This window comes from Syntrophomonas sp. DTU019, assembly GCA_913757435.1.
Lineage (GTDB): Bacteria > Bacillota > Syntrophomonadia > Syntrophomonadales > Syntrophomonadaceae > DTU019.
This window is the reverse complement of the sequence record CAJYDM010000001.1, coordinates 745,252-767,294: the sequence shown is the minus strand read 5'-3', so window position 1 is coordinate 767,294 and position 22,043 is coordinate 745,252. Positions and strand designations below refer to the sequence as shown.

At 48.9% G+C, this 22,043-nt stretch carries 16 protein-coding genes, 3 tRNA genes and 2 pseudogenes; all 21 read right to left on the bottom strand.

Annotation, left to right across the window (positions count from 1 at the left end; all coding sequences use genetic code 11):
• Position 1: 1 nt before the first annotated feature.
• Positions 2-1,408, bottom strand: coding sequence for a thioether cross-link-forming SCIFF peptide maturase (gene scfB, locus AC15IQ_RS03895; RefSeq protein WP_483177371.1), 1,407 nt, complete (start codon positions 1,406-1,408; stop codon positions 2-4).
• Positions 1,409-1,456: 48 nt separating this feature from the next.
• Positions 1,457-1,603 (bottom strand): six-cysteine ranthipeptide SCIFF, encoded by a 147-nt coding sequence (gene scfA / locus AC15IQ_RS03890; protein ID WP_483177370.1) that lies wholly within the window; start codon positions 1,601-1,603, stop codon positions 1,457-1,459.
• Between the two features lie 208 nt (positions 1,604-1,811).
• Positions 1,812-2,147, bottom strand: coding sequence for a hypothetical protein (locus AC15IQ_RS03885; RefSeq protein ID WP_483177369.1), 336 nt, complete (start codon positions 2,145-2,147; stop codon positions 1,812-1,814).
• Between the two features lie 106 nt (positions 2,148-2,253).
• Entirely contained in the window at positions 2,254-3,723 is a 1,470-nt protein-coding gene (locus tag AC15IQ_RS03880) for a 4-hydroxyphenylacetate 3-hydroxylase family protein (protein WP_483177368.1), read from the bottom strand.
• Positions 3,724-3,750: 27 nt separating this feature from the next.
• Entirely contained in the window at positions 3,751-4,176 is a 426-nt protein-coding gene (locus AC15IQ_RS03875) for a MaoC family dehydratase (protein WP_483177367.1), read from the bottom strand.
• A 17-nt stretch (positions 4,177-4,193) separates the two neighbouring features.
• Positions 4,194-5,332 (bottom strand): annotated as a pseudogene (locus AC15IQ_RS03870) (acyl-CoA dehydrogenase).
• A 45-nt stretch (positions 5,333-5,377) separates the two neighbouring features.
• Positions 5,378-6,677, bottom strand: a pseudogene (locus AC15IQ_RS03865) (acetyl-CoA hydrolase/transferase family protein).
• Positions 6,678-6,861: 184 nt separating this feature from the next.
• A complete protein-coding gene (locus tag AC15IQ_RS03860) occupies positions 6,862-7,620 on the bottom strand; it encodes a cyclase family protein (RefSeq protein ID WP_483177366.1) in 759 nt (252 codons plus the stop codon).
• Positions 7,621-7,687: 67 nt separating this feature from the next.
• The gene (locus AC15IQ_RS03855; protein ID WP_483177365.1) at positions 7,688-9,121 is read right to left on the bottom strand and encodes an MFS transporter; all 1,434 of its coding nucleotides are present in this window, start codon (positions 9,119-9,121) and stop codon (positions 7,688-7,690) included.
• An 84-nt stretch (positions 9,122-9,205) separates the two neighbouring features.
• Positions 9,206-9,970: an SDR family NAD(P)-dependent oxidoreductase gene (locus AC15IQ_RS03850; RefSeq protein WP_483177364.1), complete on the bottom strand. Its 765-nt coding sequence runs from the start codon at positions 9,968-9,970 to the stop codon at positions 9,206-9,208.
• 495 nt (positions 9,971-10,465) lie between these two features.
• Positions 10,466-12,931, bottom strand: a complete 2,466-nt coding sequence (locus AC15IQ_RS03845; RefSeq protein ID WP_483177363.1) for a sigma 54-interacting transcriptional regulator — start codon at positions 12,929-12,931, stop codon at positions 10,466-10,468.
• Positions 12,932-13,272: 341 nt separating this feature from the next.
• Entirely contained in the window at positions 13,273-14,073 is an 801-nt protein-coding gene (locus AC15IQ_RS03840; RefSeq protein WP_483176941.1) for an ExeA family protein, read from the bottom strand.
• The gene (locus AC15IQ_RS03835) at positions 14,066-15,421 is read right to left on the bottom strand and encodes a DDE-type integrase/transposase/recombinase (RefSeq protein WP_483176942.1); all 1,356 of its coding nucleotides are present in this window, start codon (positions 15,419-15,421) and stop codon (positions 14,066-14,068) included. The genes AC15IQ_RS03840 and AC15IQ_RS03835 overlap by 8 nt, the downstream gene beginning before the upstream one ends.
• A 49-nt stretch (positions 15,422-15,470) precedes the next feature.
• The gene (locus tag AC15IQ_RS03830; protein WP_483176943.1) at positions 15,471-15,977 is read right to left on the bottom strand and encodes a DUF6431 domain-containing protein; all 507 of its coding nucleotides are present in this window, start codon (positions 15,975-15,977) and stop codon (positions 15,471-15,473) included.
• A gap of 390 nt (positions 15,978-16,367) precedes the next feature.
• Positions 16,368-16,442, bottom strand: a tRNA-Gly gene (locus AC15IQ_RS03825).
• 30 nt (positions 16,443-16,472) lie between these two features.
• Positions 16,473-16,548, bottom strand: a tRNA-Asp gene (locus tag AC15IQ_RS03820).
• A 201-nt stretch (positions 16,549-16,749) separates the two neighbouring features.
• The gene (locus AC15IQ_RS03815; RefSeq protein ID WP_483177362.1) at positions 16,750-17,496 is read right to left on the bottom strand and encodes a phosphatase; all 747 of its coding nucleotides are present in this window, start codon (positions 17,494-17,496) and stop codon (positions 16,750-16,752) included.
• 503 nt (positions 17,497-17,999) lie between these two features.
• Positions 18,000-18,287 (bottom strand): hypothetical protein, encoded by a 288-nt coding sequence (locus tag AC15IQ_RS03810; protein WP_483177361.1) that lies wholly within the window; start codon positions 18,285-18,287, stop codon positions 18,000-18,002.
• A gap of 248 nt (positions 18,288-18,535) precedes the next feature.
• A tRNA-Val gene (locus AC15IQ_RS03805) sits at positions 18,536-18,610 on the bottom strand.
• 51 nt (positions 18,611-18,661) lie between these two features.
• Positions 18,662-19,939 (bottom strand): adenylosuccinate synthase, encoded by a 1,278-nt coding sequence (locus AC15IQ_RS03800; protein WP_483177360.1) that lies wholly within the window; start codon positions 19,937-19,939, stop codon positions 18,662-18,664.
• A gap of 195 nt (positions 19,940-20,134) precedes the next feature.
• Positions 20,135-22,039 (bottom strand): Lon family ATP-dependent protease, encoded by a 1,905-nt coding sequence (gene lonC / locus AC15IQ_RS03795; RefSeq protein ID WP_483177359.1) that lies wholly within the window; start codon positions 22,037-22,039, stop codon positions 20,135-20,137.
• Between the last annotated feature and the right edge of the window lie 4 nt (positions 22,040-22,043).

Sequence of the window (22,043 nt, the reverse complement as noted above, 5' to 3'; positions counted from 1 at the left end):
ATCATATTTTTCCTATTTGCCTATAATAATCCAGGAAAACCGAAACTTCGACCCGTTTGCGGTGCATTTCACAGCTCACCTGGTAAGGCTTGTTCAAGTCCCCATTCTGCAGGTAGGCCTGTGCCAAACAGCCTCCCCCGCAATAATACCTGGCCCAGCACCGGGTGCATTCCTTGTCATGGACCTGAGCTCGGGTAAACCGCTGTCTGATCGTCGAATCCAAAGTCCCGCTCACCACGCTGCCCATCAAAAACCCCTCCTCGCCTACTAGCTGGTGACATGCGTATAGGTCGCCTTCCGGGGTTACGGTTAGGTATTCCACCCCGGCACCGCAGCCGGTAAGGCGCTTAGCCAGACAGGGACCTTTCTGCATGTCCAGATTAAAATGGTAAAAATGGGGTTTATTGCCCGCGGCATAATGGTGTATCAACACCTCGGCGAGGCTCTCATACTCCTGTTTTACCCTGGGCAAGTCGTCCTCCTGGATGGAATAGCCATTATCGGGCCCTACCGCCGGCTCCAGTGAAATAGAAGAAAATCCCAGATCGAGCAAGTGCCGGCAATCTTCAGCAAAGTCCAGGTTCTGCCTGGTGAAAGTGCCGCGAACATAGTAACTCACCGGGTTGGCTTCCACCATGGCCTTGATTTTGGGCAAGACTGTTTCATAACTGTTGGAGTCGTTTTTAAGGGGGCGGTAGCGGTCATGCACCGTTGGCCGGCCGTCCAGGCTTAATATCACCGCGATATTATTGGCTATGACCCACTTTATAATGTCTTGATCCAGCAGCAGAGCATTGGTAGTTAAGGTAAAAGCGAATTGCTTATCGTGAATCGGTTCCAGTGAGCGGCAATAAACGACTAGTTGCTGCAGCATATCTGCCGCCAGCAACGGCTCCCCGCCGAAGAAATCAATCTCTAAATTCCTGCGTCCCTGGCTGTGCGCAATCAGGAAATCAACCGCTTTTTTAGCTACATCCAATCCCATCAAGCCTGGTTTCATACCAAAATCACCCTGGGCGGCGAAACAGTAGCGGCAATTCATATTGCACAGATGGGCTGCATTGAGGCACAAGGCTTTAAGGACCATCTGGCTGGTGTCCACGCGCATAGTCTGAGGAGTGCTAAAAAGCGAACCCTGTTGATACAGCTGGGCTAATTCCTGCCAGATATCGTCCATAATAGCTAGAGGCAGTTTGTCGGCCAGACTGTCCCGGGCGATTTGATAATCCCCGCCGGAATCTATCAGGGCGGACAACAACAGGTAGGCGGGCTGATCCAGCACGTGAACCGCTCCACTATTCACATCAATGGCAAAATATTCGTCTTTACAGGAAAAAACATGCAGATTGGCCTTAAAATCAAAATCTTGCAGAAGCAGCGCATAATCCCTCCCCCACCGCCAGGACACTATAGGCAGGCCAAAATAGGGGCCATAGGCCCCCTTTAATTCAGAAGGTTATGCTTCTTGGCGACACACCTGATTGCCCACGGTGCAAGAGGTTTTGCAGGCAGACTGGCAAGAAGTCGCACATTCGCGGCAGTTGGTGGTGTTTTCAGACTTTTTCATATTGGGCTTAATGATGGTATTGATATGTTTTTTCATTAATGAAACCCTCCCCTTTTTACAAGGGAATAACCTCTCCTAGTTGCCGACAAATGGCTTATATGACATGTGCAAATGTCGGCGTTAATCGAAACCGGCTCTCCCTCTGAAACCATACTGACAGGGATATTCTATAATATATGGCCGGGTTTAGTCAATTATGCTCAACCTGCCATCCGAGTCGGGTATTATTAACAAGGGTTCCCGTTCAACACACACCACCCTTTCGTATTGCTTTATCAATTGTTTCCTGATGACACTGCAATAGCTGTTGCACAATAATGTCACTCTGTTCTTGGGAAGGCACCTGAATACAGTTGACCAAATCTCCGCCCACCACTACGAAACAACTGGCTTTTGCCTTTATCTCCTCTGCATTGACGCAGCATACCGGACACCCACCTACGATAAGCCCTACATCGGCCTTTTCACCTTCCACTTCAAGTTCTGTGCGCTCTTTGAGTTTACTGACGACATCATTGACTAGCTTTTTACGATTAATAACCGGATTACAGCCGCCGCAATACTTGATATATAGCTTCATAATCTCCACCCCTAGAATAGGCTACGATTTCAAAAGGTACAAAAGGGGAAGGGGCATGCCCCTTCCCTCCTGTTTTACGCCGTCAGCGTGTAAAAGGCCCCAGGGTTTACCAATCTATGTCAGGATTTTCCCTTACCCCGCATAGATTTTCAGCCAGCTCTTTACGGTGTTCCAGATCCACCAGCCTGGTGATCATAATTCTCTGGGCTTGAGGAGACCCAGCCCCGTGCATGGACTCGGTCAGGTAGCCTACCGCAGCCGCTCCCTGGGTCAGGTTCTCAATCAGCCGGGCCATACGCTGCCGGTGTTCGACCGGCACATCATTCCGGGTAGTAGAGTATTTCTTGACCAGTGGCCCGATATCCGGATGGTTGAAATCCTTCTCAGAAGGCATGGTAACAAAGTAGCCGCCGGCTATATCCTGGGCTAAGCGGGCGATCTCATAAGGGAAACGGGTCACATTCTGCTTGCAGATATTGGCCAAGAGCTGGTCAATCAAATAGTTGCCTGCCGCAGTCTTTCTGCCCTCGGCTGAACAAGCAATCCCGCAACCATACAAGGTTTCATTGAGGTGGCACATCTCCACCAGCTTATCTTTGATATGGGATGCTTTGGCGGCTCCCTGATAATCAGCAATAGCTTTAGCGGCACCGATCAAAGTATCGCCTACCCCGACCTTGCATCCGCCATAACTCTGGCGATGGTAGCCGGCGAAGCGCTCCACCACCATAGTCGAAAAATCGGTTTCTCCATCCATAAAAACCCTTTCCCAGGGTACAAAGACATTATTGAATATTGTCAAAACTTCCTGGCCGCCAAAATGGAGGTTGCCGATATCCACGTTCCCGCCTTCCAGTTTGCGGGTATCGCTGGCCTGTCGGCCGTAAACATATATCATGCCCGGCGCATCGACTGGAACTGCAAAGCATACAGCCCAATCTTTTTCATCTGCTTTGAGGCTGTTATTGGGCATTACCAGTATCTCATGCGAGTTTACCATTCCGGTCTGATGCAGTTTGCAGCCGCGTACTACCAGGCCGTCTTCCCGTCTTTCCACCACATGCAGGTAAGCGTCGGGGTCAGGCTGCTGTGCGGGTGATTTGCTGCGGTCGCCCCGGGCATCGGTCATACACCCATCTACCACCAGATCGTTCTCCTGCACGTATTCCAGGAATTTTACGAAGCGCTGATGATACTGAGTTCCATGAGCCTGGTCAATTTCAAAAGTGGTGCTGTAAACGGCATTAAATGCATCCATACCCACGCAGCGCTGGAAGCAGGCCCCGGTCTTCTGTCCCATAAGTCTCTGCATTTTAACTTTCTTGATCAAATCCTCAGTACTCTGGTGCAAATGGGTAAAACGATTGATTTTCTGACCGGTTAAGCTTGAGGTTGCAGTCATAATATCCTCATATTCAGGATCCAGGGCCAGTTTGTAAGTCATTGCCACAGAATTGATCGATGGTCTTATGATAGGATTATCCACATAGTTCTCAACCTTTTCACCAAACATATATAACTCAATGTCTCTTGATCTAAGATCATCCAGGTATTGTTGCGCTGTCTTCAAGGCCATATTTAGTCAAACCCTCCCCATTTTGCATTATTCTTTCAGGATATACTCCATGCCTTCGCCGATCATAACCGCTTCGCCCTTTTGGTTAACGCACTTGGTCTCCAGCTTGACCATGTGTTTCTCTTCCAGTTTTTCTACAATGGTTGCGGTGGCGGTTATGGTATCGCCCATATATACCGGCTTGAGGAATTTGATGCTCTGATTGGCATAAACATTGCCAAAGGTAGCCATAGTCACCGTTGTGGAAATAAGTCCGGCCACCATCAATCCAGGCACGATAACATCGCCAAAGCGGGTAGTCTTGCTATATTCCTTGTCAATGTGAATGGGGTTCAAATCCCCGGTTAAGCCAACCCAGAGGATAACATCGGTCTCGGTTATGGTTTTGGTAAATGAAGCGGAATCGCCCACCTGCATATCTTCCCAATGCTTGATTTTGTCACTGTAATTCATGTCCTGCTCCCTTCCGCTTAGCGCAAAATGGCGTTGCCTATGACCACTCTCTGAATCTCGCTGGTTCCCTCATAGATTTCGCATATCTTAGCATCCCGCATGATTCTTTCCACAGGATAATCGCGGGTGTATCCATAGCCTCCATGAATCTGCACCGCCTGGTTGGCTACTTTGTTGGCGGTTTCAGAAGCCTTGAGCTTAGCCATGGCGGCATCGGTTCCGAAGTCAAGACCTTGGCTCTTGCGCCAGGCGGCGTCGTAGGTTAAGAGGCGAGATGCCTTGACTTCCAGGGCCATATCGGCCAGTTTGAACTGTATCGCCTGCAAAGCTGCAATAGGTTTGCCAAATTGCACCCTCTGCTTGGCGTAAGCCAAAGCTATCTCATAGGCGCCTTGGGCTATTCCCACTGACTGGGCAGCGATACCAATTCTGCCGCCATCCAGTGTTTCCATGGACATCTTGAAGCCATCGCCTTCCTTGCCTAACAGGTTCTCTTTGGGTATCCGCAGTCTTCAAATACCAGGTCGCAGTTCTGTGTGCCCCGGAGTCCCATCTTCTTTCAAATTTGCCGAAGGTGAATCCGGGGTTCCTTTTTCAACTATGAAGGCGCTGAACGCTTTGCTTCTCATTTCTTTGGGTCCGGTGCGGGCAAACACTACATAGGTATCTGCGGCTTCGGCATTGGTTATGAAGATTTTCCTGCCGTTTAAAACATAGCTGTCTCCATCTAAGACCGCTTTACAGGACATGGCGATGGCATCAGAACCAGCCCCAGCTTCGGTAAGGCCGAATGATGCCAGTTTCTTACCTTCAACCAGAGGAATCAGGTATTTCTGCTTTTGTTCTTCGGTGCCCCATCTCCATATAGGCCAGGCCCCCAGGCTAAGATGGGAGGAAAGGGTATCCGCCGCCGAGGCATCTACCCGGCCCAGTTCTTCCACTGCAATAGCATAGGCCAGATAGTCCATACCGGCTCCGCTGTATTTTTCTTCAAACGGAATCGCGGTCAAGCCCAATTCGCCCATCTTTTCAAAAAAGACTGCGGTCAAAGTATTCCTTTTCATCTCTATCAACAACACCGGGAGCCAGGACTCCTTCGGCGAAATTTAACTGATTGTCTAAGCATTTCATACTCTTCACCCAGTTTGAAATTCATTTAATTTTCATCCCTTTCTATATGCTGGTCATTTGCAATTGGTCTTTAGGCACCGTAGTACAGTTTTTTAGCTTCTGCCATTATTTCATCTCTAAAATCAGGGTGGCTGATTGATATCAAGGCTTTCAGCCTTTCCAGATTGGTTTTGCCCTCCAGCATAGCAATGCCATATTCGGTTACAATGCAGCTTACTTCATTGCGGCTGGTAGTTACTGCGGTTCCCCCTGGAAAGAGCGGGTACGATACGGCTGACGGTGCCTTTGGCAGCGGTTGAGGGCATGGCGATGATAGATCTGCCGCCCCTGCTGAGATGAATACCGCGGATGAAATCCACCTGTCCACCCACCCCGCTGAATTGTTGGCCTGCCAACTGATCAGCCGCTACCTGCCCGAGAACATCCACCTGCAGAGCAGAGTTTATCGATACCATGTTGTCGTTCTGGCCGATAATATAGGGATTGTTTACGTAATCTTCCGAGTGCATCTCAATAAAGGGATTGTCATTTACCCAGGCATAAAGCTCTTTGCTGCCCATCATAAAGGTGGAGATGATTTTGTTTTTATGCAGGGTTTTCCGGGAGCCGTTTATTACTCCCAATTCGGTCAATTCCATGACCCCGTCCGAGAACATTTCGGTGTGAATCCCCAGATCATGCTTTTCTTTGAGATAAGACAATATTGCATCAGGAATAGCCCCTATTCCCATCTGTAAGGTATCTCCATCTTTGATCAAGGTATTGACATAGCTTCCTATGGCGTCCTCCACCTCGGTGAATTGAGCGCGTTCTATACCCATCAATTCACGGTCGCTATGAACAAAGTAATCGATCTCCCTAACATGCATAAAGGAATCCCCGTGGGTCCTGGGCATGTTTTCATTTACCTCGGCAACAACTATTTTGGCACATCTTGCCGCTGGCAAGGTGTAGTCCACTGATATACCCAGACTGCAATAACCATGTTGGTCCGGCGGGCATACTGTTATCAAGGCTACATCTACCGGTAAAATACCATCTATAAACAACGCGGGGATCTCTGAAATGAATCTGGGTAAATAATCAGCCCGACCGCTGTTGATAGCTTGCCTGGTATTGGGTCCGCCAAACAGAGACACATGACGGAAACTCGATTCCATCCCAGGTTGAGCATATCTGCACTCACCCATCCCGATTCTGTGTACGACTTTGACATTTTCCAATTCGGTATACCTGTCGCTCATAGCCTTAGTCAATGACCGCGGTTCACCACAAGCGTGGGCAACTACTACTGTATCGCCAGACTTTATGCAACGTACAGCTTCTGCTGCTGTACAGCTTTTGTCCTTATAATGCTCCTGCCATTTCATACCTCACCCTCCAGTGCAAAAGGAAATACTCATTTAAGGTAAATTTTAATAATGAAATAAATTGGGGGCCCGGTCCAGACAATAATCTTTGCTGCAATTCATCCCCGGAGAAGAGGGGGGGAATAGCCTTCCAGGGCTGCCGGGCCCCCCCATTGGTACTCGCAATAGTTCAGTTCATGGACTGTTAATCTTCCCAAATAGCGAAGGCTCTTACCGGGCTGCCGGTAAGGCCGCGGAATTTCAGCGGGAACATGGCAACATAGAAATTGTCATGGCGCGGAATCCGAGTGATATTGATCAAACTCTCGGTATGGACAACTTCTCTTTCCGCGTGCACGGTATGGTTGGGATAATCAAGATCAGCCGGAGTATCCAGGCTGGGAGCGTCCGTTCCAATATTTACCAGTCCCTGATCTAAGAGCCAAGTGGTGGCTTCCTTATCCAGACCCGGATATTGGCTTAAATAACGTTGGGGGTCGGTATCGCTGTAAGGTTCGATACCAGTCCAGTACAAGAGGATCATACCTGGTTTTAAGGTGACCTGGGCCTCATCCAGGCCTCTCTTGATAGCATCCTTGGTAATATGAACCCGACCTTGAACAAAGGACAGGTCAATCCAGGCCGCGGGGGCGATCAGTTCTTTCAGCGTGATCTTATCCACTGATAGGTGTGATTTATTGGGATCAAAATGATAAACTGCATCCACATGGGTTGAGGTGTGATCACAGGTTATGATTCCTTTTACACCAAAACCGTAGGGGTAATTGCTGGCTTCGCCAAGGCTGAATTTAGTCTCTTCATGGGTTTTGTGCCACCAGAAGGCTGTTTTCATATGACCGGGATAAACCGGGATTTCCGGGGCTACATCTTTACCTAAGTCCATGAAGTTCAGTTTTTTGCCCATGAATTCTATTACATCGATTTTCACGTTATTTTCACTCATGATTAAACCCTCCGATTAGATATATTAAAAGTTAAGAATCTCTCGGTTGATCACGTATTGACAGTTATTAAGCCGTTTGCGGCAGCAGCTTGGCTTTTCTTTCCGCTTCCAGTTCACTGTCAATCTGTTCCATGGTCTTGCCCTTGGTTTCACGGGCGAAGTAGAACAACACGCCCTGGATAATAAAACATACCGCCAGGAAGAGGTACACAGATCCGATGGCATCACTGGTAGCCTTGGGGCTGACCAGGTTGGATGAACCGGCAAAGAAGGCCACTACCATGGGGCCGATCAACTTGCCGATGCCGCCCATGCCATAGGCAGATCCCATACCGGCAGCGCGCAACTGTGAAGGCCATACTTCGGAACCATATGGCCCGACCAGGGCGAAACCGCCGTCAGCAAAGAAGTAGATGCCGATCATGCACAGCCAGAATACTGAGATCCCGCCGATATAGTTGCCGGTGTTGAAAATAGCGAACACCAGCATGATAGCGGCACCGGCACCCAAGACCATGCCACTGGTACGGCGCCCCAGCAAGTCGGACATAAATGCCCAGAACCATCTGCCTACAAAACCGCCCAAGGTAACGAATATATACAGCTTGGCGGCTTCTTGAGGTGTCCTGCCTATAACCAAAGCTAACAAAGCCGGACCCCACATGGTGAAACAATAGTAGCCGCACTGCTGGGCAATGTTGGTTCCCCAGGTAGTGATAACACTGCGGGGATATTTGAAGAGCTCACTCCAGCTTTGCTTGGCCATCGGTGGCAGGTCGTCGACCCATTGGTCCTTTTTGCCAGTAGCCTGGCGGAAGTCATGGTGTTGTCCGGTAACCCAATCGACTGCTGCCTCAGCCTCATCAAAGCGCTTGTTGCCGATAAGCCAGCGGGGAGATTCCGGAACCCAAATTCTGATCAACAGGCATAACAGAGCAGGAACCAATCCTACCAGGAACAGTCCCCTCCAACCAATAGTCGGGGTTAAAAAGGCCGCACTGCTGCTGGCGATCATGGTTCCTATGGGAATAAAGGAAGTCACTATGCCGCTGACCCGGCCGCGGAACTGAGAAGGCACAAACTCCTGCACCAGGGGCAGGTCAACACAGTACAGACCGCCCAGGGCCAAACCGGTCAGGAAACGCAGCACCACCAGGAATATCCAGTTCCCTTCCGGAACAAAGTACATCAGACCGGTCATTACAGCGCTAAACAATATAGTAAAGATAAATACCGGCCTGCGTCCGATTTTGTCTGCGATATAACCAAAAGCAGCCGCACCTATAATAGCCCCGAACCCGGAAGCCAGTAGAATAGCTGCTGAATGGCTATAGGTCAGGCCCCAGGGAACCATGATAAAAGCGATAACGAAGCTGATGATGGTAAAATCAAAAAACTCCAGCATGTCTCCCAGGACGGCGGCACTGATAACTTTATAGTGATTCTTGGTTAAATGGGATTTATCAAGCTGGGTTATCAAACCCGATGCTGATCTTGCCATGTTTTCTCGTCCTCCCTAAATGTCAAATTAAGCATCCACTTGTATTAAGGGGTGTAAAACCAAATACTCTGCCACTAAGGCCTGTTACCAGGCCGTCCATCCTCCATCGACCATCACGATTGATCCGGTTATAAAATCGGCCGCATCTGAAGCCAAAAACAACACCGTTCCGGTGACATCACTGACCTCACCGATGCGGTTTAACAATATCCTGCGCTCAACGTCTGCCTTGAATTCCACATCCTTAAACATTGGTTCAGTAAAAGGCGTATTGATAAAGGTCGGAGCAACAGTATTGACTGTGATGTTGTAAGGGGCCCACTCCCCTGCTAATACCTTGGAAAATTGCGCTACTGCTCCCTTGCTGGCACAGTAGGCTGAACGCTTAACATAGCCCACCACTGACATGGCCGAACCTATGTTGATTATTTTGCCTTTGTTTTGCTGCATCATAATGCGTCCAGCTGCCTGGCTGCAGAAGAAAGAACCTTTGGCATTGATTCCCAGGACTTTGTCCCAGGCTTCCTCGGTGACATCCTCGCCACGCTGCTGGACATTAACCCCTGCTGAGTTGATGGCTATATCGAGCTTGCCGTACTGCTCTGCTATGGCCTGATAAGTTGTATTTATAGCTGGCACATCTCTGACATCACATACATAAACGTTGCTAATACCGCTCAGAGCAGCGATTTCTGCCTGAGTCTGTTCTGCTGCTGCTGGCGAAATATCAATTAATGCCACCTGTGCCCCGCTGGACGCCAAGGCCAGTGCACAGGCTTTTCCGATACCGTTGCCAGCACCGGTTACTGCTGCAACTTTTCCGCTTAGGTCAACAGTGATGTTTGACATTCTACTCACCTCTTTTTCCACTCCACAATTAAAGCTCTGCCTTGCAAGGTCTGATCCCCTGTTCCCTGAAGCTCGTCAGCCGCAAGTACTTCCAGATGAATCTCGTTGTCTTACTTGTGCAACCTTCATGCCAGATAGTCTTTAACCATGAAACTTCTGCAGTATAGAGTGATGAAATATTATTTTTTAGCCATCCACCTCTAGTAAGCCTCTATTCAAGAGCCCATAAATCAGGCCTTATCAGGGCATCATGGGCTGGAAGCGATGGAGTATTATGTCGATGAGCATTTAAGCGGTTTTTATTTTTTCCCTATGATTACCTCCAATAATCCCCCTTGTTCACGTTACCTTTTTCACTTGTATCTGACCCATTATTGAATCGCCCTTTGAAAAGGGTTGCTTTCTGTTTGGGCACAAGCCCATTTAGACCGACAAAAAGCGGCTGACCCATTAATGGGGCAGCCGTTCCACTTTTGTTACGCCCTTAAAAATAACCTATCCTGACGACTTATCATCCAGCTTAATTCCGTACTGGGATGCTTTCCGCCAAATGGTGGTTTGGCTGGCGCCAAGAGATCGTGCAGCTTTGCGCAGGCTACCATACATCAGCAAATGCTTTTTTATCAGGTTTTTTTCGAATTCTTCAACCTCTTGCTTAAGGTTAACAGGCTGGAAGCCACTATCGGCCACAGTCCTTATTACAGCCCGACCATGATTCAGGAAACTGAAATCATCAATTACCGTGTCAGCGCTGGTGACCACTGCTCTCTCAATCACGTTGCGCAGTTCTCTTATATTGCCAGGCCAGTCATAATCAATCAATAATCCCAGGGCTGAAGCGGTTATTGTCTTGCTGAATCCATACTTTTCGTTAAACATTTGCAGGAAATGCCTCACCAAAGGAGCGATCTCCTCTTTTCTTTCCCGCAGAGGCGGGACATTGATCGGAATTACGTTCAATCTATAAAAAAGGTCTTCTCTAAACCTGCCTTCAGCCACCATTTTAGACAAGTCTCGGTTGGTGGCAGCAATTACCCTGACATCCACCTTGATGGGGTGTGATCCTCCCACCCTGGTAAATTCGCCCTCCTGTAAGACTCTCAGCAGCTTGACCTGCAAATGCATGGGGATTTCCCCTACCTCATCCAGGAACAATGAGCCGGTATTGGCCACCTCAAATAGACCGCTCTTGCCGCCCTTTTTGGCACCGGTGAAGGCCCCCGATTCATAGCCAAACAGTTCAGATTCCAAGAGGCTTTCGGGTATAGCCGCACAATTTATTTTGATATAAGGCTTTTCACCACGAGTACTGTTCTTGTGCAGTTCCCTGGCGATGATTTCCTTGCCAACCCCGGATTCCCCCTGGATTAATACGGTGGAGTCAACCCGGCCTAACCTAACGATCAAATCGATGATATCCTTGGATTGTCGGGATTCAGCCACAAAATTGCTATCCTCACTAATCCTCATCTTTTGCAGCTCCTGTTGGTAATGGCGGCTTAATTCCTGGGCTTGCTCCATTTCCTGGCGAAGCTGTTCTAATTCCGTCAAATCCCTGGCATTGGTTATCACCCTGATCAGTTCACCGCTATCATTGAATACCGGGTTGCCGGTTACCAGAAGTCGTTTGCCGGTTTTCAGCTTCTGCTCAATCGTCACCGGCCTCTTCTGTTCTATTACCATTAACGAAACCGAATGATCATAATACCCTTGGTCGACCAAATCTTGCATATTTCTTCCAACCAGTTCTTCACGGGACATCCCGGTTATGCGCACATAGGCATCATTTACCCGGATTATGTTAGCCTGTGCGTCAGTCTGGCTTATGCCGTCAAAAGAGGCTTCTATAACCGCCTGCAATTCGTCTTTCATATCCTGGGTCTTTTCGAGTTCCCCGGCTACTGATTCCAGGTCGGTTATATCCTTGATGTTAACCAACACATTGGTTAGTTCGCCTTCTTGATTAAAAATAGGCAGACCCGTAAATAAGGCTACTTTCCCGGTTGAGGTTGTCTCTTTGTACATCACCCGCTGTTTGCTTTCCAGGACCATCAGGGTAGCCGCCTTATTGTAATAGCCCTGCTCAACCAGGTCATACATAGACTTGCCAACGATATCTTCAGCCTCGATCCCGGTCATCCGGGTGTAAGCCTTGTTGACATTTATGACCTTGCCTTCTTTGTCCGCCACGAAAAAGCTGTCCAGAGATTCATTTAAAAAATAGTCCATGCTCTCTTTCATTTCGCGGGCAATGTTTAATTCTCGGGTGATGCTCTCCATGTCTGATATATCTTGGGCAACCGCAACTGCACCTATGATACTGCCATCGGAACCAATAATTGGAGTACGGTTGCTTAGTATGGTTTTGTCCTTATAGCTGAATTTTTCGCCCTTTACCACCATTCCACTTTCCAGGATATCGATTAAAGCCCCATCTGGAAATATATCAGTATACAATGCCCCCAGAACTTCTTCTTTTTTCATCTCAAACAGTTCTTCGGCGGCCCGGTTAAATATGCGGATAATTCTGTCTTCATCAATGCTGACTATAGAATTATAGGCGGCATCCAGTACAGCATGCATACGCTTGGTTATATCCTTCAGCTCCCGGGTATAAACCCGGTTGACATCAGATTTAGTCAGCATACCGGTTACTCTGCCCTGGCTCACTACAGGATAACGGCCAAAGGTCAGCCTATGAATGATCTCGGCAGGCATCTCCTCCTCCAGGGTATTGACCGTGGTACTCATAATCTCCTTAACCGGCACATTCAAGGGCTGACACCCGGCAAGGGCCTGATACAGATGCAATTCTGTGACCAGCCCCAAGAGCCGCTGATTCTCATCGACAACCGGCGCACCATCTATGCCGTGCCGCAAAAAAACCGCGGCAGTATCCTGGATTGAGTTATTGGGCTTGATGGTAATGGGATGATGGGACATTACATCCATTATCCGCATTGAAAAATGCCTCCCCTCTTAACCTGTCCATAGGCAATTGTGCACTAAATCAAAATCGCCCATTCATGTCTGCCTAAACCAGTGCTGCCTGGTCAATCCAGCGCTACCATAGAAAGCAGACGTGTATTACGCTTAAGCACCCTTTATAATACAACAAATATTTGGCCCAGGTATCTGTAATAATATGTAATAATTCCCATCATGTAGGACTTGCCAGCATGCTGGCGAAAGGATTTAGGTGTTACTGCCACCCCATAATGTCCGGTGATAGACGGTGTAATTTGGCCAAAAGTTGACGGATGTGCTGACCGTTTGGGCAGCCCCTTAAGGGGCAGGGAGAACTAACTCAATTCTCCCTGAACAACTAGCTTAACCATATGATCATCAATAATGTTACGTTTGTTCTGAGCTCCATAAAGCAGACAATGAGTGCAGACCTTGTTAACCATTCGCGCTGCTCCACTTGAAAACTTGAATATCTCATCAACAGCGTTATCAGAGAAAATATCATGTTCGGCACCGGCATAAGCCAGGTGTCTTTTTACATATTCGCCAACCTGAGAGCGATCCAGGTGAGGCAGCTTGCATTGTATGTCGATGCGTTGCCTGATGGCCGAATAGGACTGAAGCTTAAGCCTATCCCAGAGTTCATTCTGGCCTACCAGAATCAAAGCCATCGGGCTTTTGGCGTCCATTTTGAAATTCAACAGGAACCTGACTTCTTCCAACATCTCTTTGTCCAATAGATGGGCTTCATCCACGATAACCACGGGCTGCAGGTGGTGGATACCCTGCATCAGTTCGATCTCTTTATGTAGTTGCCGTTTAGCGTCTCCCCGGTAGAATTTAGCCTCACAGCCCAATTGCTCTAATAGGCCTTTGTAGAAATGCCGAGGTGTTAACTTGGAATCAGCCAAGTACATCACCATATACCGAGATGTGTCCAGGATTTCTTTAAAGCACCTTATGGTAGTGGTCTTACCGGTTCCACAGTCTCCGGTTAATACTGCAAACATCTGCCGCTGGGCGGTGTACTCAAGCCTCCCCAGGGTTTCTTCCAGCAGGTGTGACTGATACAACTGATCAGTGGGTATATCCCTGGAAAAAGGTGTCTTTTGGAGACCATAGAAACTTTCAAACATGCCCTTCGCCCTCCTTGCTTACTGAACGATAGGAAACGGCGGGGGTATAGTTGTCTTTGCGCTCCTGGTGCTTAATAGCTGCTGCTTGGAGCAGCCTTGATGAATCAGTGGGTTCTTTCTGCATGAATTCGGGTAAGGGCGGTCTCTTACCCGCCCGTTCTCCAATCACCAGTTGCCGGGCTTTAAAGGGCTGGTGTCCTTCATATTCGATGGTAAGTTCACTAATATCTGCCGGATCGAAGATGACATCGACTTTGCAGCCGATAAAAGTCAGACCTACTTCGTATTTTCTGCTTTCAAAGCTGATACAGCCTGATTTATCTACCTTTCTTTCCTCACAGTGCATAAATGCACTGGCTAGTATTTCCGGATCAAGGTATTTCAAGGTCTTACGGTCACTCTGGTATGCCACTGCCGGACTAAGCTCACCCTCTATTCCGGAATGAGGCTTGTGCTGGTAGCATTCCTCCAGCCAGACTGTGAACAACTGATTTAATCTGTCTAAGGTTTGTGGTTCCTCTAATCTGGCCTCTGCTAAAAATGAGTCAACCACCCGGTTAAAACGTTCAACTTTGCCAGTGGCTTCGGGGGAATAGGGTTTTGCAAACAGTAGCCTGATTCCCATCTTGGCACAGGCTCGATTCATCCATTTGTTGCGGTACTGACCGCCGTTATCAAAGTATACTTTTTCCGGAACGCCGTATTTTAGGATGGCTTTCTTGAAACAGTCTTCAACAATTATTTGGTCTAATACCGGGTAGAACTCACCATGCAGAATGAAGCGAGTAGCGTCATCCACAAATGTAACCAGGTAGACTTGCTTCTTTTTACCTTCCTTGCCGATGGGCAGGTAGGGCCCGTATTTTATGTCAGAATGCCAGAGCTGGTTACGGTATTTCTGCTGATAACGTCTGGCAGCTACACCGGTACCGGTATACATGCGCATTTGCCGACTACTGTAACCTCTCTGGGCTAACTTTTCCTGCAGGGTGCTACGCTTGATCTGTCCTGGCTGAACTAAGCCCTCCCACTCCATGATCTGAATGATTTGGGATATGCTGCGACTGGGTACTTGGCGGCGCAGCAATATGGCCTGCTCCAGGACGTTAATGGGAACTGCTTCTTCGCTACACCGTTTGCCTCTGCCTTTGGGCTTTAGTCCGTTAAATCCTTCTTTCCTGTACAGGTCTAGATACCTGCGTAAGGTGCGCTCGGATATCCCGGTCTGTTCACATATCCGGGTTTTGATTACCTTAGCCTGTCCGGCATCCAGGCCTTCAGCAAGGAGTGGGGCCAGCATATGCACCCGCTGGGCCGCTATCTCTTCTGCCTTCTTGTCATTTCTCAATGCTCAAGCCTCCTTTTTAAGCTTTAACATTGAGTTTACCTTTACACTTTTATGGACAAAACGCTGAACGGGTATGTGACCATAAATTTAAATTGGCTATGGGTTTGACAACTCTGGCCAGCCAACCGGGTGCATCTCCTACATGCTGCCAGATCCTGTGGAGCTTGGACGGGGGAAGGCTGGATAAACCTCCCACAGATTCCTTTAGATCATACCTTAGGATTATTGATGTCAGGCAACTCTGGAAGTAGTCAGCTCTTTCAAAAAACCAGTTCTGCCACCGCTTAAGGGTAGACTCATCTGCAATTACACTCATCTGTCTTTCCTCGGTAATTGTAGTTTCTATACTCTCCCGCACATGGTGTTTGTAAGGAACTAATATATCCGGAAGTTCATGATGAATCCTTTTGCAGTCAACACATCTCAGTCTACGAATACTCAAAACTATCTTGTTTCCATGGGTATTGATACAGCTTCTTTTGCGGCTGCCTATCACCTTTAATCCCCCGCTGCAGCAGGGACAAGGAATCTGCTCCAAGCTCCTAACAGAAAACACCCTTGGAAGGGTTCTCTATCAGCTCATATTTTGATACAATAACCATACTTGGTGTGGACGTCTCTGGTGCTTCTGTTGGTCGCATTAGCACATTTATACAGAGGCGTCTTTCCTTTCTGTATAATATGGTCATTATATCCAGCTATTTTTGGTCAGGCAACTCCGTCAGCTTTTGGACGGGTTAGGTTGGCTTTAACATTTAGGCTGTCTCGGTGACTTTCCAGCCTATCTGGGCTCACAGTCGGAAGCATAGCTACTTCCGTTACAATCTTACGGGGAAATTGCTTCGGTAAGGTAATGGCTGAAGCAGCACAGCCGGAAGTGCGCAGCTAGTGGAAAGAATATAAAATAAAAGGCACTTTCAAAAACTTAGAAAGTGCCGGGTTTTTCTGGAGCGGGAAAAGGGGTTCGAACCCTCGACACCCGGCTTGGGAAGCCGGTGCTCTGCCACTGAGCTACTCCCGCCTGCTTAATTATATGCGCTGTACTTGAATTTGGCGAAGCCGATGGGATTTGAACCCACGATCTCCGGCGTGACAGGCCGGCATGTTAACCGCTACACCACGGCTCCGCATTTTTTCAATCGCATAGATATATTAGCAGAATCCCGATTAAAATTCAAGCCCTGCCCATTGCTCTTAAAAACCAACCGCTGGGGATTTCAACACCGTAAAAAGTTCTTTCAGAAGTGGCCTATGAAAAATCGCAATAAAAGTCCGAGATGCCCTTCGGGCTGGGTAAGGCAGATATTAATCGTCCCCAGCCCACCATCCTACGCCTTTTTCAAAACCAGGTTGGATTGCCGCTTGTGCCAGTTGAGATATTCGCTGAGAATGCCTGCGGAAGAATTGATAATTTGGCTTTTCCGTATGTCGGCTCTTGACGCCAGGGCAATAGCCTGGGCGTTTTCTCCAACATTGTAGCAAATGTGAGCATCACTGTTGATGCTTACCAAAACCTTATACTTCTTGGCCAGCTTAGCCAGCTGGCTGCATACCCGGAAACTGCCCGGCCGCACTACAAAGGAACTGTTGTTCAGCTCCAGAGCTTTGTTATAATCTTTGGCGGTCCGTACTATTGTTTCCATATCCACCGGGTATTGAGGATTCCCCGGATGGCTTATAACGTGTATAAAGGGATTCTTAATTGCGGCCACCATTGCTGCGGTATTTTCCTCTGCAGTGGTTCCGGTGTATCCAGTGCCATCATGAAATCCGGCCAAAACGATATCCAGGTAATCTGACATTACTAGCTCCGGCATATCAACATTGCCTTGCGAGTCCAGTATATTAGCCTCCACACCCCTCAGAACCTCAACTCCCTCCATTACACGAGGAATAGACATCAGGTTGGTGAAATGATACAAGTGCGGGGCGCCAGGCATTCGTGGACCATGATCGGTGATCGCTATGGTCTTTAGCCCCTTTTCACGAGCGGCCATAACGATTTCCTTTATAGTGCTGTATCCGTGCCCGCTGGCGGTAGTATGAATGTGCAAGTCCGCCTCCATTTTCATCATTTTTCTTCACCTCCTTTCGATTACCGTACACTTTTAATTTTTTATATATCAAAGTAATTCATTTATAAGATGGCCTATATGCGCCCGTAAATACCGTATTGACAGCCTGAGCGCTGGCTGTTGCACCTGGATTTTATGGAGCTTAACCACTAGCGGATAATTTGATAGATCGGTCAACTTCGCGGGCATGGCAACTAGAATACCGGGGCTTAAAAACCCCGGCAATACTTGCTTAATATAGTGCAACAGGTTCGAACCTGCTGCTTCTATTGTGTGACTTATGAATTCATCTTCTTAAACTACAAGCGATTATAACAATTGAAGTGTATGTGATTTTGAGCTTCATTATATTATAGCTTAATCGGCGTTCATTTGGCACCAGTATGTCCCCAACCCAGCTTGGTAACGCCCGTAGACTCCTTTACCAATCTTAGCCGTCCGACCTTTAGATTTCCTAGCTAGAGCCCGCCTCGTCCCCATTGTTGCCCTGTTATCTCCCAAAATTAAAAGCCCTTGAAGGCTGAGCTATTGTAGAGACCCCAGAGATTATATTGCTTTTCCATTACCATGGCCCAGGCAATAGCCAGCCTCCCCACCATGGCAATTATCGCCAGCAACATATCCAACCCCGCGATTTCTGCGCGCTTGCTCACCATATAAATTATCATAAGCACAATGTAAAACACGATAAGCCCCACCGCGATATAGAAAAAACTGTTCCATCCGGCGATAAGCCAGCCGAAGATGAAAAAAGCAATTAAAAGGCTGATTTCCCCAATTGCACTGCGCATACTCCACCTCCCCGATTTTCCCACCCAGCTTTGGCAAGCCCGGGGATATTTCCCAACAACCCGATCATCACTTGCTCCAAATTATTGCTTTCTCCTGGGACAGATACCTAATGGCGCTAAATATTGCTTTTAAAAAGTCCGCTCAGGCTAAACATTCACACTATTAAACAGCACCTGGTATAGAGAAAACTACTCCCCCCCATAACCAAATACCGGGGCTTTAAAACCCCGGTATAGCTAATCTTTTATGGTGGGCGCAGCAGGTTTCGAACCTGCGACTTCTACCGTGTGAAGGTAGCACTCTCCCGCTGAGTTATGCGCCCGCATTAGATAGTTTATCATTTCTGCACTGTTTTTTCAAATCTGTACCATAATCAGAAAATCTGTTCCTGCACGATGGTTTGACTCCGTTTGGGCCCTACCGCGATCAGGGTCTGCTTAACTCCGGTGAGATCGTAGATCACATCCAGGTAGCGGCGTGCGTTAGGTGGTAACTGTTCATATTCCGTCGCCCCGGTGATGTCCTGTTGCCAGCCGGGCAGCTCCATATATACCGGTTCACAGCCTTCCAGAACCTCTATGCTTTCAGGGAACTCGTTAATAAGGGTTCCTTTGTATTTATATCCGGTGCAAATCTTCACCAGCGCAAATTCATCCAGAACATCCAGCTTGGTGATGGCCAGGTCAGTCAATCCGTTCAAACGCACCGCATAGCGTAGTATCACCGCATCCAGCCAGCCACAACGGCGTTTTCTGCCGGTAGTAGTTCCGAATTCCATGCCCCGCCGCTGTAGCATATCCCCATCAGCATCGTGCAATTCGGTGGGGAATGGCCCTTCCCCTACCCTGGTTGTATACGCTTTGGCCACCCCGATTACCCGGTCGATGCAGGTCGGGCCTACCCCAGCCCCTACGCAAGCCCCGCCCGCTATGGGATGAGATGAAGTGACGAAAGGATAGGTGCCGTGATCAATATCTAAGAGGGTCCCCTGGGCGCCTTCAAAAAGCACCTTCTGTCCCTCCTTCAAGGCCTGGTAAATCAACAAAGAGGTATCCGCGATATAAGGGCGCAGGCGCTCCACCTGCTCCTGGAGTTCAGTCAAGAGCTCCCGGTAATCAAAGCCGGCCTCCCCATAGATCTCCTCAATGATGCGATTCTTCTGCTTTACCTGGGCCTCCAAGCGGGGCTCAAAATAAGCCCGGGAATCCAGCAAATCGCTGATCCTGAATCCGGTGCGGTTGATCTTATCGGCGTAGGTGGGACCGATGCCGCGCTTGGTAGTACCGATATTGGTTGCCCTATCCTCAAGGTTGTCTATTTTTTTGTGGTAGGGCAAAACCAGCGGGGCGCGGCTGCTGATGCGCAGATTCTTAGTATCGATACCCTGGCTCTGAAGCCTTTCCAACTCATTGATCAACTCGCCCATGTCCACTACCACGCCGTTGCCTACGATGCACCGAGTATTGGGATATAGGATGCCTGATGGAATCAGGTGCAGCTTAAACTGCTGGTCCAAAACCTCGACTGTGTGCCCGGCATTGCTCCCGCCCTGATAACGCACCACACAATCGGCTTTTTCAGCAAGGAAGTCGGTAATCTTGCCTTTGCCCTCGTCTCCCCATTGGCTGCCGATCAAAACGATCGCCGACATCAGGTCACCTCCTCGGTATACTATTCAATATCAAACACCACGCCCATGATTGCGTGGTCGGCACACTCATATTAGCATTACGGTTTGGCAGTGTCAATCAGAGCAAGTCCAGGATTGTCGGGGGTTCTGTATACTGTATCAGAGTATACAGAACCCCCGCCGGATATTTAACATAATAACTCGGCCTCAATGAACTCAGGATTGCTGTGTTATAGGGGCGGTGAATATATGCGGGTAAGCCTGTTCAATGGATTCGAGAGGCACGATCTCCAGCCCTTTAATGCTCTTGGGAATATCTTTAAGGTTGGCAGCCGGCAGCAAGACTTTGCTCAGGCCGGCTTGTCTGGCGGCCTGAACCTTTTCCCACAAGGCTCCCACCGGCTTTACCTTGCCGCGCAGAGATATCTCTCCGGTTATGGCAACGTTTTGGCGTATGGGAACTCCAGTGATGGCGCTGACGATGACCAGGTAGAGAGCGGCCCCGGCTGACGGTCCGTCCACTTTGCCGCCCCCCACAATATTGATGTGCAGGTCGTAATCTTTGATGTTGGCAGCTATGTCCTGCCTTAATACTGAGGCGGCATTAAAAAGCGAGTCTCGGGCCATAGTGCCAGCGGTATCATTGAAGCGGATGCTGCCTTCACCGTGGTTGGTGGCCGGAAAGGCGACGGCTTCTATTTCCAGAATGGCTCCATGATAATGATGCGCTCCCAGACCCATTATTCTCCCCACCTCGCTGGAATCCATTGCCATCGGGGGAATAACCGGAGTGATGCGGCTGTATTGCACGGCCTGGTGGACATGCCGATTGGTGACCATAACCGCCTCACTGCTAGCGCCGTTTTCATTCAATGCCAGTGCATAGGCGTCAACCAGCAGTTTATTGGCTGAGCGACCTTCGCTGGTATATTCGCTGATGAGCTCTTCCACCCCGGGTTGTATCTTTATACCCAGTTTATTGGCCGAATTGTGAACTATCTGCTGTATATGCCGCGGGGTAAGAGGTTCGAAAAACACCTCCATGCAGCGCGAGCGCAGGGCCGGGCTGATGGTTTCACGGCTGCGAGTGGTAGCCCCCACCAGTATAAAATCTGCCGGCAGGCCTTTTTCAAATATCTTTTTGATGTATTGCGGCACCCGTTCATCATGGGGGTCGTAATAGGAGGATTCAAAATAGACCCGTTTGTCCTCCAAAACCTTAAGCAGCTTGTTCTGCAGGGCCGGTTCCATTTCCCCGATCTCGTCGATAAAGAGAATGCCGCCATGGGCCTCGGTAACCAGACCCGGTTTCGGTTCTGGGATGCCGGCTTCGGCCAGATCGCTACGTGCACCCTGATATATGGGATCATGCACCGACCCTAAGAGCGGATTGGTAGCTTCACGCGGATCCCAGCGCAGGGTGGTGCCGTCCACCTCAATAAATGGGGCTTCTTCCGCGAAGCAGCTTCCTTCCCGGCCTTTGACCATCTCCAAAGCCAGACGGGCACAACTGGTCTTGCCTACTCCGGGTGGTCCGTATAATATCAGATGTTGTGGAAACGGGGTGTTGAGTTTGGCTAAAAGGGCTGTTACTGCTTTGTCCTGGCCGACCAGTTCGGTAATGCCGACTGGACGCAAGAGGTCCAGTGCGGAGCGGTTCAAGCCAGTCCTCTCCATTTTCTCTAAGAAGCCCAGCTTTTTTAAGGTTCGGGCATTTTCCGGGGAATTGTTCTGCTCTTTGAAAAGCTGGGTTTGCAGGTCGCGGACATAGACCTGGTAGTTCTGGTCCACCTTTTCCTGAATGCGCTTCTGCCATTCCGCTTCGACCGAGCGCCGGGCACTCTCCTCAGCAAGCAGATCCTCCAGATAAGTTGTCTCCATCTCCAGGTCGCCGTGGAACTTGAGGTCATTGATGGTGGGGTCTTCGGCCAGGATGCGGCGCAGGCCGAGTATCCTCTCCTCCAGTCGTTCAGATTTTATCAGGTCTATGGCATCCAGCTTGCTGGCCCGCAATACCAACCCCTGAGTGCCATACAGGCTGTCCAGGCTCTGATAGAGATTTTCTACCTTCCAATACAAAGCTCGATTTTGTTGATCCTTTTTGTTTCGTCTAATGGCCACTTAA